Source organism: Cohnella sp. (assembly GCF_041641335.1).
GTDB lineage: Bacteria > Bacillota > Bacilli > Paenibacillales > Paenibacillaceae > Cohnella.
Genome location: NZ_JBEPYQ010000034.1, coordinates 26,176 through 41,045 on the forward strand (window position 1 = coordinate 26,176; position 14,870 = coordinate 41,045).

Here is a 14,870-nt window from a genome sequence, read left to right on the forward strand (position 1 = left end):
CCCGTTCCCCTCTCATTCCCCTAGCGCTTTAAGCCAGTTCTCCACTTCTCTAAGCGCCGCCTTGTCCGACAAAATGCCGTCGTGGTCGCTGTCCCGAATCAGGGCGACTTTCGCGCGGCCGCATTCCGCGAACAGCGGAGCGTACTGTCCCGGCAGGAACAACTCGTCCTTCTCCCCGACCAGCACGAGCGTCGGCTGGGTCATCGCCTGCAAGCACTGGCGATACTTGGCCTTCGGCGTTCTCGACCTTAGCAGCCTGTAACTGAGTTCAAGCGTTTCGCGGCCGTGCCGGCGCTCGGTCGGCTTGTCTCTGCGAAGCACGGTGCAGCCGTTCCAGAAGCGCAGCCCGATCGCGTTAAGCACGGACAGAACCGTAAAGCGGATTTTATTCACCTGGGTATCGCTCCACGGTTCCTTCTTGTGGTTGATCGGAGCGTCGGGATGAACGGAGGGGGCAAGCAGAAGATAACCGCCGATCTCCCCGGAGAGCCGATGCCGGGCCAGACGGATGACGTTGCCGCCTCCTCCCGAGTGTCCCGCCATAATGATCTCGAGCTGCTCAGCCGACCGGTCCCGAAGCCAACGCACCAGATCCTCCAGATCGTGGTCGTGCTGCCCGACGTACTCCACGTCTCCCCTGCGAACCGGATGATATCCGTATCCCCTTAAATCCGGCACGACGACTTGCGCCAGCCCTTTCCCCGATATAAAGTCGGCCAACGGATGCAAATACTGCCCGTCCTCCGAGATACCGTGAAGCAGGATGACGACCCTGTCCGATTGCGCCTCGTAATGGCGATAACATAACGATCTTCCGTCCCTGGCCTCGTAAGTCTGAATGAACGGCAACGCTTTCTCTGGCATGACGATCCCCCGACGGTCAACTCATCCGCGCCGGGTTGCTTCCCGCACGCAAGTGAAAACGCAATTTCGGTTATTGTAACATAATCGAACAGAAATTTCCTTACCGCCGAAGCCTCTGCCCCGACGGTCCCTCTCCATCCTATTCCAACACGATCGTCTGCAAGCAGTCCCGGATTTCTTCGACCGCGGACGGCTGCCGCCACTCCTTGCGGTAGCCGAGACAGGCGCAGATCAGCTCCGTCCCTCCGTCCGTATGTTTCTTACGGTAATGGACATGCCCCATGATCCCGTAACGGACGCCGTAGCGCCGATACAGCTCGGCATATTCCGTACTCCCCAGGAACGCGTTGAAGTACGACCACTGCGGATGAGGCATCGGCACTTTAAAATACGGATGTCCCAGCATATGCGTGATCATCGCGATCGATTTGCCCCGATGCTCTTCAAGCTCCCGCTCCAAACGTTCGTAAAAGTACCTGTGAATCTCGCGATTGCTCATTCCCCACGTCACGTACAGGCTGTCCTGCCACGTCCGGTCCATCGCGCGCATGCGTTCGAATTCCTCGAACGTATAGCCGGGCTCTCCCATCGTGTAGTCGTACCAGCCGGAATTGCCGATGAGAACCCAACCGTTGTCGAGCTGGACGGGTCTCTCGCTCAGACAATCCTCGAACGTCCGATATTGACGGTAAATCTGCCAAGTGTCGCGGATCCCGTTATCCTTGCTCCAATAATCGTGATTGCCCGGAACGAACCATACGGGAATGCCGCAGCGCTCCTTCAGCCCGCGAAGAACGGCAAGGCTGAGGTTCATGTCGTTGGAGACGTCCCCGGCGACGATCAGCCCGTCCAGTCTCCGTTCGCCGGCCGCTTGGGCGAGCGCTTCCTCGATCGGCGGCTCGCCCTCAAGCTCGTTCAGATCGACATGCAAATCGGATATCACGCCTATTCTCACGTTGTGACGTTCGCCTCCTCGTAGTTGTGGCAGCTTACTTCATGCCCGGGGCCGACAGACCGGAGCTCCGGAGCCGTCGTCCGGCATCGGTCCGTCGCCAGCGGGCATCTCGGGTGGAACGCGCAGCCGCTCGGCGGATGGATCGGGCTCGGCACCTCGCCTTGAAGCGTCGTCCGCTCCTTCCTCGCGGACACGTCGGGGACCGACGCGAACAACGCCCTGGTATACGGATGCAGCAGCTCGCTTCCCGTCTCCCCGACCGGGAAAATCTCCGCCATTTTCCCCAAATACATGACGCCTACCCGATCGCTGATATATTCCACGACGTTCAAATCGTGGGAGATGAACAAATAGGTCAAGCCCCGCTTCTGCTGAAGCTCCTTAAGCAGGTTCAAAATTTGCGATTGCACGGATACGTCGAGCGCGGACACCGCCTCGTCGATGACGATGAACTTGGGCGCTAGAATCAGGGCGGCGGCGATGCCGACGCGCTGCCTCTGCCCGCCGCTCAGCTCGTGCGGATACCGGCTCGCGAAATCCGGGTCCAGTCCTACCTGCTCCAGCGTCTCCGCGACGAGTCTCCGCCTGGCCGGCTTGTCGCCGATTCCGTGGACGACGAGCGGCTCTTCGAGCGTCCAGCCGATCGTCTTCTTCGGATTCAAGGACGAGTACGGGTCCTGGAAAACGATCTGGATATCCCGGCGAAGCTCCTTCATCTCTTTGACCGACAGCCCGTTAATGTTGCGACCCCGATAGACGAGCTCTCCTCCGTTCTGCTTCACGAGCTGCACAAGCATTTGGCCCGTCGTCGATTTGCCGCAGCCGCTTTCGCCGACCAAGCCGAAGATTTCTCCTTCCTTGATCCGGAACGATACGCCGTCCACCGCCCGCAGGACGCTCCGCTTCTCCAGCAGCTTCCGCTTCGGAACGGGATAATGCTTGGCCAGAGCTCGGGCCTCGATCAGCGCCTCCGTCATGCCGGCCTCCCGCCGCTTGCGTAGAGATGGCAGCGGACCCGATGGCCGGGCGACGTCTCCGTCAACTCGGGAGTAACCGCCCCGCACTGCTCCGTCGCGCTCGGACAGCGGCCCGCGAACGGACAGCCCGTCCCGCGGTCGGCCAGGGACGGAACCCGGCCGGGAATCGTATACAGCGGACGCCCTCTCTTGCCGATGCCGGGCAGCGCCTGAAGCAAGCCCGTCGTATACGGATGCCTGGGACGCTCCAGAATGTCCGCGACGGGGGCCTCCTCCACGATATATCCGGCATACATGACGATAACCCGGTCGCAAACCTCGCGAATGACGCCAAGGTCGTGAGAGATGAGTAGAATCGCCGTTCCCAGCGAGCGATTCATTTCGCGCAGCAGATCGAGAATTTGCGCCTGGATCGTCACGTCGAGCGCCGTCGTCGGCTCGTCGGCGATCAACAGCTTCGGGTCGCAGATCAGCGCCGTCGCGATCATGATTCGCTGCATCATTCCTCCCGAGAGCTGATGCGGGTAATCGTCATACAGACGCTCCGCCCGGGACAGACCGACCCGGGCCATCATTTCCAGCGCGAGCCGCTTCGCTTCCCGCTTGGAGATGGCCAGATGGGTTCGGGCCATCTCGGCGATCTGCTTCCCGACGGGCATCAGCGGATTCAGCGCGGACATCGGATTTTGGAAGATCATCGACACCCGCTTGCCCCGAATCCCGCTCCATTCCTCCCCGGAAGCGGGTCCCAAGGGCTTGCCCTCCAGCAGCATCCCGCCCTTGGTCATCTCCGCCGTCTCGGGCAGCAGCCCCATGACGGACAGAGAGGTCAAGCTTTTGCCGCAGCCGGATTCCCCGACGATGCCCACCGTTTCCTTCTCCCCGACCTTAAACGAGATCTGCTGCAGCGCCGGATACGTCTTTTTCCCGATCCTGAACGCCACTTCCATGTCCCTGATCTCCAGCAAGGCGCTTGCCATGGCAGTCTCCTCCTATCCCTTGTTGTCGTAAAGGTCCCGTATTCCGTCTCCGAGCAAATTAAAGCCGAGCACCATCGCCGTAATGACGGCTCCCGTGATCAGGACGTACCAGGGAGCGTTCGCGATGAACGGCTGAGCCTCGCTCAGCATGCGCCCCCAGCTCGGATCGGGCGGCTGCACGCCGAGGCCCAAATAGCTGAGTCCCGCTTCGGCGAGGATCGCTCCGGAGAAACGCAAGGAGGCGGTCACGATAAGCGGCGAAGAGACGTTGGGCAGGATGTGCAGAAAAACGATGCGCAGCGGTCCCGCTCCCCGCGCTTTCGCGGCTTTGACGAAGGTAAACTCCTTGTACTGGATAAACCCGCCGCGGGCGATTCTGGCGAATGCCGGAATGCTCATGACGCCGAGCGCGACGATCGTATTTCCCAATCCGGGACCGAATACGGTCACGAGCATAATCGCCAGCAAAATGCCGGGAAACGCCAGCTTCGCGTCGATGACGCGCATCAAGAGCTCGTCCAGCCAGCCCCCCGCGTAACCGGCAAGCGCGCCGACCGCCAAACCGAAGCTCAGGCCGATCGCCACCGAGGAGAAGCCGATCAGAAAAGCCGTCTGAGCTCCTTCCATGATCCGGCTGAAAATATCCCGTCCGAAATTGTCCGTTCCCCACCAATAATCCGCCTGAGGAGGGGCGAGGCGCATTTCCGTGTTCATCTCGTTGGGTCCGTAAGGGGTGTAGAACAGGCTTGTCGCCATAAGCGCGAAAAGCAAGGCGATCAAGCCTCCGCCGATCATCATCGGTTTGTTGCGGACCAGCCGTTTCCATTTCATCTCGTTCACCTTTTCAGCCGAATGCGCGGATCTATGACTCTATACAACATGTCGACGATAAAGTTGATGCAGACGACGATAACCGCGATATACAGCACCATCGTTTGCAGCAGCGGCAGGTCGCGCGTGCCGATCGAGGTGATCAGCAGATTGCCGAGTCCCGGCAGGGCAAATACGTTTTCCACGACGATGCTGCCTCCCAGCGTGTCGGCGATCAGCAGGCCGACGATCGTCAGCACCGGAACGAGCGAGTTGCGCAGAATATGCCGGTACAGGACGATTCGTTCGCGCAGCCCTTTGCTTCTTGCCGTACGCACGTAGTCCATGCGGAATTGATCGAGCAGCGTATTGCGCAAATACCGGATGACGACGGCGATGCCGGGCACCGCGAGAGCGAGCGATGGCAGAAACAGCGATTGGAGCGCCTTCGCCGGATTCTCGCTCCAGGGCGCATAGCCGTAGGTCGGAAACCATTTGAACGTCACGGAAAAGACCAGGATCAAAATAAACGCGAGCCAAAACGACGGTACCGCGAGACCGAGCTGAGTGAATGCCGACAGCAGCAAAGCCGGGAGCTTGCCGTCCCTGCGCGCGATGTAGACGCCGAGAGGAACCCCGATGAGCAGGGTAAGCCCCAGGGAAAGGATCGCGAGCGACGCCGTCACCGGCAAGCGCTCGGCCACGATATCCGCCACCGGGCGGTGGTAGCGGAGAGACTGGCCCAAATCGCCGGCAGCCGCATCCTTCACCCAGGACCAGTAGCGTTCCGCCGCCGGACGATCGAGCCCCATCGTCTTCCGAAGCTCGGCGAGCTGGTGCGGATCGGCGTCGACGCCAAGCACGATCTCGGCCGGATCGCCCGGCAGCACCTGAAAGACCAGAAACGTAATGACCGATACGAGCAGGACGGTCGAACCCAATGCAGCCAGCTTCCGGATGTAAAATCTCACCGCGTTCTCCTTCGTTACTTCGTGTAATACAGGGCGGCAAAGTCGTATTTCTGGATCGGGTACATCTTAAAGCCTTCCAAGCCGTCCTTCATCGCAACCGAGCGGCTCGGGTCCATGATATACACCGCGACGGCCTGTTCGGTCAGCATCGTCTGCGCTTGCTTGTACAGCTCGGCCCGCTTTTCCGGGTCGATTTCCAGACGCCCTTGGCCTACGAGCTCGTCGTACTCGGGGCTGCTGAATTTGAAGAAGTTTTTGGCGTATTTCGAGTCGTAACGTCCGAGCACCTCGTGCGGATCGAGCTTGCCCGTCAATCCGACGATCGTCGCTTCGTATTTGGCCTTGTTGTACACGTCCTCCAGCCAGCTGCTCCATTCGATCTGCTTGATCGTCGCTTCGATGCCGACGGCCTTCAGCTGTTCGGCGATGACCTGGGCCGTATCGACGTGGAACTTGTAGTTGGACGGAACGGTAATCGTCAGCTTGAAGCCCTGCTCGTAACCCGCTTCCTTGAGCAACTGCTTCGCCTGTTCGGCATTCGTCTCGTAACGCTTCTCCAAGCCTTCCTGATAGTACATTTTCATCGCCGGGCTCATGTTGGAGCCCAGCTTGACCCCGTTGCCTTCCGCCACCGTGCGGATGATGACGTCCTTGTCGATCGCGAAGTTGATCGCCTGGCGAATCTTGACGTCGTTAAGCGGCTCGACGGAGTTGTTGAGCGCCATCAGCTGCACCATGTTCTGCGGACCGGATACGATTCGGAAACCGTCTCCCAGCTGCAGCGCGCCCTGCGAAGAGATGCCCGGCACCATGTCGATGTCGCCGGATTTCAGGGCAAGCACGGAGGCGTTCGCGTCCGGCATGAACTTGAATTCGACGCGGTCGAGCGTCGGGGCTTGCTCTTTGTTGTAGAAGCTTTCGTTTTTCTCCAGGACGAGCTGTTGGCCCGGCGCGTACGCCGAAAATTTGAACGGACCCGCGCCGATCGGCTTGGCGCTTTGTTCCTCGTAGTCCTTCGGGACGATGGCGACGATATTGGCCGCCAGGAACGCCGCGTCCTTCTCCTTCAGCTTCACGACCACGGTATAGTCGTCCGGGGCGTCGATGCTCTCGATCGCGGCGAACTTGGAGGACAGCGGCTCCTTCCCGTTCAGCCCGGACAATTTGGCATAGGAGTAATACACGTCCTCAGAGGTCAGATCGGAGCCGTCATGGAACTTGACGCCCTGCCTCAGCGCGAACGTGTAGGTCAATCCGTCCTCGGACACGGTGTGCGATTCCGCAATCGCCGGAACCAGCTCGCTGTTCTCGCCGCCCTCGAACAAGCCGTCGAAGACGTTGTCCATCATCGAGCCGGTATCGGTCGCCGCGGACAGATAAGGATCGAGATTGTCCGGCTCGGTCGCCATCGCGACCCGTACGGTGCCGCCTTCGATTTTCCCGCCGCTTGCCGCGGCGGACGGAGCCGGAGAGGCGGTCGCACCGCTTGCCGGAGCTCCCGTGCTGCCGCTGCCGGAGCCTTCCTTGTTCCCGTTCCCTCCGCAGCCGGACAACGCGAGCGATGCCGCCAACAATGCGGAACCGCCAAGCACCAACGATCTTTTCAGCTTCAACAAGAGAAAAACCCCTTTCGACTCATAGGTTGATTTTCATATCGCAATAAGCGAGCCGGATCGGCCCCTTATAATGCCTTGAAGCTTCCGCAATCAATTGATTCAATTGCCCGTAATGGGGCAGATGCGTCAAAATCGTCTGCCCCGCCCCGGCCAGCGCCGCGATTTTGCCCGCTTCGCCGGCCGTCAGATGACCTTTCATCCTGCCCGCTTGAATGTCGTAAAAGCTGCTTTCGACGATCAGAACGTCGGCGGAGCGAGACAGCTCGACCAGCGCCTCGCAGTAGCCGGTATCTCCGGAATAGACGAGCGTTTTGCTATCCGGCGATGTCAGCTTAACGGCCAGACAGGGAATTTCGTGCACGTTCTCGGAGAACTCCAGTCTCGCGTCTCCGATCGTCGTTTCCTTACCTGCGCGAACGGGATGCACGCGGACGCAATTCGGATATTCGAAGACGAATTTGTCGATGTCCGCTTCGTTGACGTACACGTCGAGCGGTTTGGCGCGCTCGCCGATCTGCATCAATACGAGAATGGCGAACTCCAGGCTGTACACGTCCGCCATATGGTCCGCGTGCGTATGCGTAAGCACGACCGCGTCCAACTCTTCGAGCGCGCAGTGGTTTTGCAGGCGGGAGAGCACGCCGCTGCCGCAATCCAGCAAGATGCGGCTCTCCCCGCATTCCACCAGATAGCCGGAGGTCGCTTCGTTTTTCTCGGGGTACGCCCCCCAACAGCCGATTACCGTAATTTCCATCGAGTATCCTTTCCTGCCGCGATTATGTCTTCGACCGGTTGGCCCATTCGAAGCTGTCCTGGAACTGCTTGAACATGACTTCCATCTTTTCGATGTTCAGCTTGACTCTTTCTTTCTCCAAATGAGAGATTTCGTTAATCAAAGCGTTGACTACGGACAAGGCCGCCGTATACGAATCGAGAAATCCGGTCGACTTGCATGCCGCCAGCAGCGTCGTATCGGCCAGCTTCGCGAACGGGGACAGACCGGAGTCGGTCAGCGCGATCACCTTCGTCCCCTGTTCCTTGGCCAGCGCCGCCACCTTAAGCGTTCGCGAGCAGTATCTGGGAAAGCCGCACGCGAAAACGAGGTCTCCAGGCTTAATGTAGGATGCGTATTCCGCAACACCTCCTTGAGGGATCAGCTCGCAATTGCCGAGCATGTATTTCAGAACAAAGCTGAAGAACGAGGTGACCGACAGTCCCATCCGCCATCCCGCGATCCATATTCGGTCCGCGTCCAGCAGCATCCGGGCCGCCTGACGGATTTGCGCTTTGTCCGTCCAAGCCATCGTCTCCCGAAGATTGTCGATCTCCCGGGCAAAATGCTTCTCGATCCAGGATTCCTCCTGGCGGCTCGTCGTGTGGACGAAATTGCGAACCGCTCGCTGGTCGTTCAACACCTGTCCGCGCAGATCCTGAAGCATGCCCGTGAAGCTCGCATACCCCAAGGATTGCGCCAGACGGTGCACCGTCGCCTCGCTGACGCCGGACTTGCTCGCGATCTTCTGCGCGGAAGACATCACCGCATCCTGCATGTTGGACTGAATGTAGTGCGCCGCTCTTTTCTGTGCGACGCTTAACGCGTCGAATTGCTCCCGAATCTTCTCCGTAATCGTGGACATCCGCCAAGCTCCTATCCCGTAATCTCCAGCGGCAGCCCGGGGTGCCCGAGATAGGCCGCCACATCCCGAATGCCCGATATGACCGGGCGGTAAGACAGCTCCTCGATACCGAGGCTTCCGAAGGCGTTGATAAGCAAGCAGTGCATGCCGACCTTCTGGCTGCCGACGACGTCGTCGTAATAGTTGTCGCCGATATACAGCGATTCGCTCGCCGATACGCCGCCCCTGTCCAAGGCCATCCGGAAGATGTCCGGATCCGGCTTCTCGACGCCGATCTCCGAGGAGACGAGAATTTCCTCCAATTCCTCGTCCAAGCCGTTGCGGGCGAGCACCTCCCTTGCCGAATCGTCCCAGTTCGAGATCAGCCCAAGACGGTAGCCCAGGCCCCGCAAATAGCGCAGCGTCCGCTTGGCTCCCTCGTAAGCCTGCCATTGCAGCGGACACTCCCCGGCGACGGCCCGGTGGGCTTGCAGCGCTTCCTCGATCGGCAGCGAAAGCCGCAAGTTGTAGTTGAGCGTCCCGACATACCAGGGAAGGAAAGCGCGGCTGTCCTTGCCCAGCACCCCCGGATACTCCCGCATGAACAGCTTGTCCGAACGGTGGTAGGCGACGGCGATTTCCTCCCTGCCGCGGTAGACGCCCAAGCGCTCCAGCGCCTTCTGATAGACTTCCTCCCGGTTCGTTCTCACCAGCGTATACCCCAAGTCAAACCATAAAAAACGAATCATGCGCTCAGCAGCTCCCGGTTGTAGGATTTCCTTCACCTTTCTCGAAATGTCGTCTTTCCTTCACACCTCCATCATAAAAAGCGAGTATTCGTGGGGCGTTAATTCCGTTTAGAGATTTCGTAAAAGTTGCGGAAGCCCGAAGAACTTGAACGGCGCTCGCCGCTATGCTTCAATGGGATTAAAAGGAGGGACGGGCATGTGCGGGCGATTCACGATCCTTGTTACGATGGAAGAGTTGATCAGTCGATATTTGATCGAACAGCCGATGGCCAGATACCATACGCCTCGCTACAACGTAGCCCCTACCCAGCAGGTGTGGGCGATCGTTCACGACGGCAGGAGGAACAGGCTCGGCGAGCTTCGTTGGGGGCTTGTGCCCTCTTGGGCTTCGGACGACAAGATCGGCGGCAAGATGATTAACGCGAGGGCCGAGACGCTGCTGGAGAGGCCTTCTTTCAAGAAGCTCGTGGGGAGGAAAAGAGCGATCATTCCGGCGGACGGCTTTTACGAGTGGAGAAAAGACAGCAGCCGCAAGCAGCCGATGCGCATTACGATGAATGACGGCGCTTTGTTCTCGATGGCGGGGCTGTACGATACGTGGCAGGCTCCGGACGGACGCATGCTCAGCACGTGCACGATCATCACGACGGCTCCGAACCGACTGATGGCCGACATTCACGATCGAATGCCGGCCATCCTGAATCCGGAGGACGAAGCGTTATGGCTGGACAGGAGCAACGGCGACATCGGAGCGCTCATGGCCCTGCTGCGGCCGTATCCGGCGGAAAAGATGCGCGCTTACCCGGTATCTCCGGTCGTCGGCAACGTGAAGAACGATACCGAGGAGTGCATTGCGGAGCAGCCGGCCTTGTTCTGATTCAGACTTACAGTCCCCTGACCATGCCGCCGTCGACGAGCAAAGCTTGTCCGGTGACGTAGGTGTTGGCGAACGAGCCGTAAAAAACGGCATGCCGCGCGAACTCTTCCGGAGTCCCGGTTCGGCCGAGCGGAATCGACCTGGCGGCCTCCGCCGCAATCTCCTCGACCGTCCGCCCTTGACTTGCCGCCTTCTTGGCGTCGAGCTCGGCGATCCGGTCGGTGCCGATCCGTCCCGGAGCGACGGTGTTGACCAGAATGCCGTCCTTCGCCAGCTCCGTCGCCAAGCTCTTCGTCAGAGCGTTGACGCCCGCGCGGAACACGTTCGACAGAATCAAGCCGTCGATCGGCTGCTTGATGGAGATGGACGTCAGATTGACGATCCGTCCCCCGCCCGCCGACTTCATGAACGGCAGCGCCTCGCGAATCATGCGGATCGTGCTCAGCAGGCTCAGCTCGAAGCCCTGCGCCCAATCGGCGTCCTCCATGTCCGCGAAGAAGCCTCCGCGCGGACCGCCCGCGTTCGTGACGAGCACGTCCAGACCGTCCGCCGCAGCGGCCGCGGTGCGGATCGCGTGGCTAATATCCTCGCCCTTGGACGCGTCCATCTCGATCATGGATACCTCGACCCCGGTCTGTTCCCGGATATCGTTGCGCGCTTCGACCAATCGTTCCAGGCTCCGGCTCGCGATCGTCACCTTGGCGCCTTCCTTCGCGTATTGCAGCGCCACGGCTTTGCCCAAACCTTTGCTCGCCGCCGCCACGAACACCGACTTCCCCGACAGCATCAAATCCATGCTCCGTTACACCCTTTCTTCCTCTTTCGCTTGCCGCGTTTATTCGAACTTCCAACAGCTTAAGCTAAGAGTGCCATATTGGTAACCGCGATGCAACAAGCTCGCTTTCCGGGTTTGGTCTCCGGAGCCCATGGCGAGCAGAAGCGGAATGAAATGCTCGGTCGTCGGCACCGCTTCGACCGCATAGGGTGCGACGGCCCGATACTGGAAGAGCGACTCCGTATCCCATGCGAGCAGCTTCTCCTCCAGCCAGCCGTCGAATTCCGCCGCCCAACCTGCCGGCTCCCCGGCTCTCCAATCGATTCTGCGCAAATTGTGGACGGTGCCTCCGCTGCCGACGATCATCACGTCCTTTTCCCTCAGCTCCGCCAGCGCTTGTCCGATCCGGTACTGCTCCTCGTTCGACAGCAGCCGGTTAACCGACAGCGCCACGACGGGAATGTCCGCATCGGGGTACATCAGCTTCAGGACCGCCCATGCCCCATGGTCCAGTCCTCTTTCCACGTCGACGGCGCTTTCGATGCCGCGCTCCTTGAGCAGCTTGCCGATCTCGTCGCTTAATCCGGCATCTCCCCGGGCGGGATAGGTGATTCGATACAGCTCATCCTGAAAGCCTCCGAAATCGTAGATCGTCTCGTAGACGTCCGGAACCGCGCTGATCGTCTGCGTCCGGCTCTCCCAATGGGCGGAAAAGAGCACGATCGCCTTCGGTTTAGGCTGGGTACGCGGGAAGCTTTTCAGAAAATCGGTATAATTATGCTCCTCCAAAACAAGGGAAGGAGCTCCGTGGGCAACAAAATAAGCGGGCATCATCGCGTTCACTCTCCTTTTTATAGTTTATTTTTAATCGCTCCGGCTGGAATGTCAATGAGAGTCCCCGATGGACATCGGCACCACGATCCGAACGATCCGCAAGCGCAAGCAAATCACGATCGCCCGACTATGCGCCGAAACCGGCCTGTCCCAAGGCTTCATGAGCCAAGTCGAGACCAACAAAACCTCTCCCTCCATCGCCACTCTCGACCATATCGCGAACGCGCTCGGCGTTCCTCTGACCTATCTGCTGATGAAGAAGGAGGAACGCATGAGCGTTGTCCGCAAGGAGGAACGCAAGACGACGACAAGCGGCAGCCACAACTTGAAGGTGGAGCACCTCTGCGCCGCGAGGGGGCTGAAGCTCAGGCTCGTCGAAATTCCTCCCGGAGCTTCGACCGGCGAAGTCCCCCATGCCCATCAGGACGCTTGGTGACCGCAGCGCGGAACGAGTGAAAAAGCCCGTTATTAGGCCGCTTAGGAGCGCTTGACACTCCTGCCGGAGTCCGGTATATTGGACGAACAATACGATATTTTTCCCCACTTACGACGGAAGCACCCGTAAGCAAGGCTGAGCTCAGCCTTCTTGCGGGTGCTTTTTGCGTCTATATTAATTCCAAGGAGGAACCTTTCATGCCGTCAACAAGCTCGCTTCGCCTCGTTTCGTGCATCGCTTTCCTGGTTTTCTCGATCGTCGCCCTGCCCTTCAGCGCCTCCGCCGCAGCCATCGAACTGACGTCGTCGCTCAAAGCCTCCCTCGACAAGACCGCGGTTGCCGCGGACTCGAAGACCGGCGCCGCGCTGAGGGAGCTGTACGCGGAGCTTGGCGCCCAGCTCAAAGCGGACAAAGACGCGGCGGCCAATATCAAGTCGCTGCAGCACCGCAACGAGGAAGCCGCCATTCTCCTCCGCAAGCAGATCCGCGACATCGACGCTTCCCGGGTCGGCCGGCTGGCCGCCGAGGTCCAACAAGCAAAGACCCGATACAAGCCGCTATTCGACGGCTATACGGCGCTCAACAAGCAGCTTGCGCTAGCCAAATCCTTGAAGAACAAAACGTTAAGCAGCGTTCTGGGCATCCAAGCCCAGGCGATGAAGCTGTCCGTTCAGCTCGCCCGGGAAGACATCAAGAATAAGGACGCCGCGCACAAGGCGGCCAAGACCGCCGCATCCGCCAAGATCAAAGCCGCGCGCGACTCCCTCGCGGCCATCGATCCGCTTAAGGTTCAGATCAAGGCGCTGCGCAGCGGTCTAAGCTCGACTCGCAGCAGCCTGTCTCCCGTATGGGCCAACTTCAAATACGCCCTGAAGAAGAACGACGCCGGCAGCGCCCGCCAAGCGCTGGCCTCGCTCGTCGCGGGCGTCAAGACGATCGTCTCCCAGCAGAACAAGATTTACGCTCTGGAGAAGAGAATATCGGATGTGATCTCCGGCACGAAGACCCGATACCTGTAGCCAAACCCCAATACGAGGTATAATAGATTCCACGATCATCGCGAGAGGGACGCCCCCTTCGCGATGATCGGGAAGGAGGTGTCCCTCGTGGCCTTAAATATTCGTTTGATTACCGATCAAGATTATCAAGAGGCATTGGAGAGACAGGCCCGCATCCGGGTGTTCAAGAACGATCATATTATCGATTCCGGCGGCGTCATCGTCCGGTTCGACTCCCGCACCGTCGTCGTTCAGACCGGCATCGGCGATCTCGCCTACCACGACCGCGCGGCTTGCGAAATATTCGAGCTTCGAAACCGATAAGCCGAATAGGTGATGACGGCCGATTGCCCGGTTGCCAGGCTTCTCAGCCCAACGCCTGCAGCCGGGTCCTCCTGCCTCCAACGGCGACAAGCCCTCCCGCTTGCGAATTCCTCTGCGTGTGATCTCCCAGCAGAAATACGTTATAAGCGTTAGCCGTTCCAAAATTCGTGCACGCCATCCGCCGTCCTCCTCTCGACAGTCCATGTGTATGCCCCCGCAAATTGTCCTATTCCCGCCTAAAAACCGAGAAATAAACCATTTTTCCCGAGCTGCCGCATATATAGAGTAGACAGATCATCTCGGGAGGCCGATACGCATGAAGACCGCTTTGTGGTGGCGCGTCCTGCTGTTCCTGTCCGTCCTGCTGCTCGTTCCGGCCGTCGCTTCGGCCCAGGCGCAATCGGTGCAATTGGCGAAGAAATACGCGGAATACGAACAATTCATCCTCATCGACAAATCGACGAACAAACTGCATTTCTTCGAGAAGGGCAAGCTGGTCAAGTCGTTTTCCGTCGCAACGGGAAAGAAGCCTTCCTATACGCCGGAAGGCCTGTTCACGATTCGCGAGAAAATCAAAAACCGTCCCTATTACAAAGAGAATATTAAGGGAGGCGATCCCAAAAACCCTCTGGGAGACCGATGGCTCGGCCTGAAGGTCACCCTTAACGGCAAAACCTCGTATGCTTACGGAATTCACGGCAACAACGACGAGAAATCGATCGGCAAATACGTATCCGCCGGCTGCATCCGCATGCATAACAAGGAGGTTCGCTGGCTGTACGACCGGATCGAAACTTCCACGCCGGTATTAATCGTCAAGAAGCTCGCCTGACTCAAGCTTTGATAGCCGAAGTCCAGCCCCAGTAAAACGCGTCCCGATCCCATGCGGCTTTTCCGCCGTGAAGCTTCTTGAACGCCTTCTTGACCTCCTTGTCGATCGAAGCGTTCCCGTTCTCGTTGACGTAGACGAATCGCTCCCCGAAATGGACTTTAATATGCTCGATCGCCGCGGCCTGGTACAGCACTCCGGCATTTCGGAGCTCGCCGAACATCCAGGCCGCGACGTCTTCCGCGGAAAATTCCATCGT

At 59.3% G+C, this 14,870-nt stretch carries 18 protein-coding genes and 1 pseudogene; 5 read left to right on the forward strand and 14 right to left on the reverse strand.

What is annotated here, in order from left to right; all coding sequences use genetic code 11:
• Nucleotides 1-12: 12 nt before the first annotated feature.
• From ACESLM_RS13240 to ACESLM_RS13285, 10 genes are all read right to left on the reverse strand, one after another.
• A complete protein-coding gene (locus tag ACESLM_RS13240; RefSeq protein WP_372632037.1) occupies nucleotides 13-864 on the reverse strand; it encodes an alpha/beta hydrolase in 852 nt (283 codons plus the stop codon).
• A 139-nt stretch (nucleotides 865-1,003) separates the two neighbouring features.
• A complete protein-coding gene (locus tag ACESLM_RS13245; protein WP_372632039.1) occupies nucleotides 1,004-1,819 on the reverse strand; it encodes a metallophosphoesterase in 816 nt (271 codons plus the stop codon).
• Nucleotides 1,816-2,796 carry an ABC transporter ATP-binding protein gene (locus ACESLM_RS13250; protein ID WP_372632040.1) on the reverse strand — a complete coding sequence of 327 codons (981 nt, stop codon included), beginning with the start codon at nucleotides 2,794-2,796 and terminating at the stop codon, nucleotides 1,816-1,818. Before ACESLM_RS13250 ends, ACESLM_RS13245 begins: the two co-directional genes overlap by 4 nt.
• Nucleotides 2,793-3,776: an ABC transporter ATP-binding protein gene (locus tag ACESLM_RS13255; RefSeq protein WP_372632041.1), complete on the reverse strand. Its 984-nt coding sequence runs from the start codon at nucleotides 3,774-3,776 to the stop codon at nucleotides 2,793-2,795. Before ACESLM_RS13255 ends, ACESLM_RS13250 begins: the two co-directional genes overlap by 4 nt.
• 12 nt (nucleotides 3,777-3,788) lie before the next feature.
• Entirely contained in the window at nucleotides 3,789-4,607 is an 819-nt protein-coding gene (locus tag ACESLM_RS13260) for an ABC transporter permease (RefSeq protein WP_372632042.1), read from the reverse strand.
• 5 nt (nucleotides 4,608-4,612) lie between these two features.
• The gene (locus ACESLM_RS13265) at nucleotides 4,613-5,557 is read right to left on the reverse strand and encodes an ABC transporter permease (protein ID WP_372632043.1); all 945 of its coding nucleotides are present in this window, start codon (nucleotides 5,555-5,557) and stop codon (nucleotides 4,613-4,615) included.
• A gap of 14 nt (nucleotides 5,558-5,571) precedes the next feature.
• The gene (locus ACESLM_RS13270; protein WP_372632044.1) at nucleotides 5,572-7,173 is read right to left on the reverse strand and encodes an ABC transporter substrate-binding protein; all 1,602 of its coding nucleotides are present in this window, start codon (nucleotides 7,171-7,173) and stop codon (nucleotides 5,572-5,574) included.
• A 19-nt stretch (nucleotides 7,174-7,192) separates the two neighbouring features.
• Complete coding sequence (locus tag ACESLM_RS13275; protein WP_372632045.1) at nucleotides 7,193-7,927, reverse strand: MBL fold metallo-hydrolase; 735 nt, start codon at nucleotides 7,925-7,927, stop codon at nucleotides 7,193-7,195.
• A 22-nt stretch (nucleotides 7,928-7,949) separates the two neighbouring features.
• On the reverse strand, nucleotides 7,950-8,810 hold the full coding sequence (locus ACESLM_RS13280; RefSeq protein ID WP_372632046.1) for a MurR/RpiR family transcriptional regulator: 861 nt from the start codon (nucleotides 8,808-8,810) through the stop codon (nucleotides 7,950-7,952).
• A gap of 11 nt (nucleotides 8,811-8,821) precedes the next feature.
• Nucleotides 8,822-9,538, reverse strand: a complete 717-nt coding sequence (locus tag ACESLM_RS13285; RefSeq protein WP_372632047.1) for an HAD family hydrolase — start codon at nucleotides 9,536-9,538, stop codon at nucleotides 8,822-8,824.
• A 196-nt stretch (nucleotides 9,539-9,734) separates the two neighbouring features.
• Between ACESLM_RS13285 and ACESLM_RS13290 the strand changes: the two genes are divergently transcribed.
• Nucleotides 9,735-10,415, forward strand: coding sequence for an SOS response-associated peptidase (locus ACESLM_RS13290; RefSeq protein ID WP_372632048.1), 681 nt, complete (start codon nucleotides 9,735-9,737; stop codon nucleotides 10,413-10,415).
• Between the two features lie 7 nt (nucleotides 10,416-10,422).
• Here ACESLM_RS13290 and ACESLM_RS13295 read toward each other — a convergent pair whose 3' ends face one another.
• Both ACESLM_RS13295 and ACESLM_RS13300 read right to left on the reverse strand, forming a co-directional pair.
• Entirely contained in the window at nucleotides 10,423-11,211 is a 789-nt protein-coding gene (locus tag ACESLM_RS13295; protein WP_372632049.1) for an SDR family oxidoreductase, read from the reverse strand.
• A gap of 39 nt (nucleotides 11,212-11,250) precedes the next feature.
• Nucleotides 11,251-12,024, reverse strand: coding sequence for a DODA-type extradiol aromatic ring-opening family dioxygenase (locus ACESLM_RS13300; RefSeq protein WP_372632050.1), 774 nt, complete (start codon nucleotides 12,022-12,024; stop codon nucleotides 11,251-11,253).
• Between the two features lie 67 nt (nucleotides 12,025-12,091).
• Between ACESLM_RS13300 and ACESLM_RS13305 the strand changes: the two are divergent.
• The 3 genes and pseudogenes from ACESLM_RS13305 to ACESLM_RS13315 all read left to right on the forward strand — a co-directional run.
• A pseudogene (locus tag ACESLM_RS13305) lies at nucleotides 12,092-12,445 on the forward strand (helix-turn-helix domain-containing protein); the annotation flags it as partial.
• Between the two features lie 212 nt (nucleotides 12,446-12,657).
• The gene (locus ACESLM_RS13310) at nucleotides 12,658-13,479 is read left to right on the forward strand and encodes a hypothetical protein (protein WP_372632051.1); all 822 of its coding nucleotides are present in this window, start codon (nucleotides 12,658-12,660) and stop codon (nucleotides 13,477-13,479) included.
• 87 nt (nucleotides 13,480-13,566) lie between these two features.
• Complete coding sequence (locus ACESLM_RS13315) at nucleotides 13,567-13,782, forward strand: hypothetical protein (protein WP_372632052.1); 216 nt, start codon at nucleotides 13,567-13,569, stop codon at nucleotides 13,780-13,782.
• Between the two features lie 43 nt (nucleotides 13,783-13,825).
• On the opposite strand, the gene ACESLM_RS13320 is transcribed toward ACESLM_RS13315, so the two are convergent.
• On the reverse strand, nucleotides 13,826-13,960 hold the full coding sequence (locus tag ACESLM_RS13320; RefSeq protein ID WP_372632053.1) for a collagen-binding domain-containing protein: 135 nt from the start codon (nucleotides 13,958-13,960) through the stop codon (nucleotides 13,826-13,828).
• A 138-nt stretch (nucleotides 13,961-14,098) separates the two neighbouring features.
• Here ACESLM_RS13320 and ACESLM_RS13325 point away from each other — a divergent pair, with 138 nt between their 5' ends.
• A complete protein-coding gene (locus ACESLM_RS13325) occupies nucleotides 14,099-14,614 on the forward strand; it encodes a L,D-transpeptidase (RefSeq protein ID WP_372632054.1) in 516 nt (171 codons plus the stop codon).
• A gap of 1 nt (nucleotide 14,615) precedes the next feature.
• Here ACESLM_RS13325 and ACESLM_RS13330 read toward each other — a convergent pair whose 3' ends face one another.
• Nucleotides 14,616-14,867 carry a DUF6953 family protein gene (locus tag ACESLM_RS13330; RefSeq protein ID WP_372632055.1) on the reverse strand — a complete coding sequence of 84 codons (252 nt, stop codon included), beginning with the start codon at nucleotides 14,865-14,867 and terminating at the stop codon, nucleotides 14,616-14,618.
• Nucleotides 14,868-14,870: the final 3 nt, after the last annotated feature.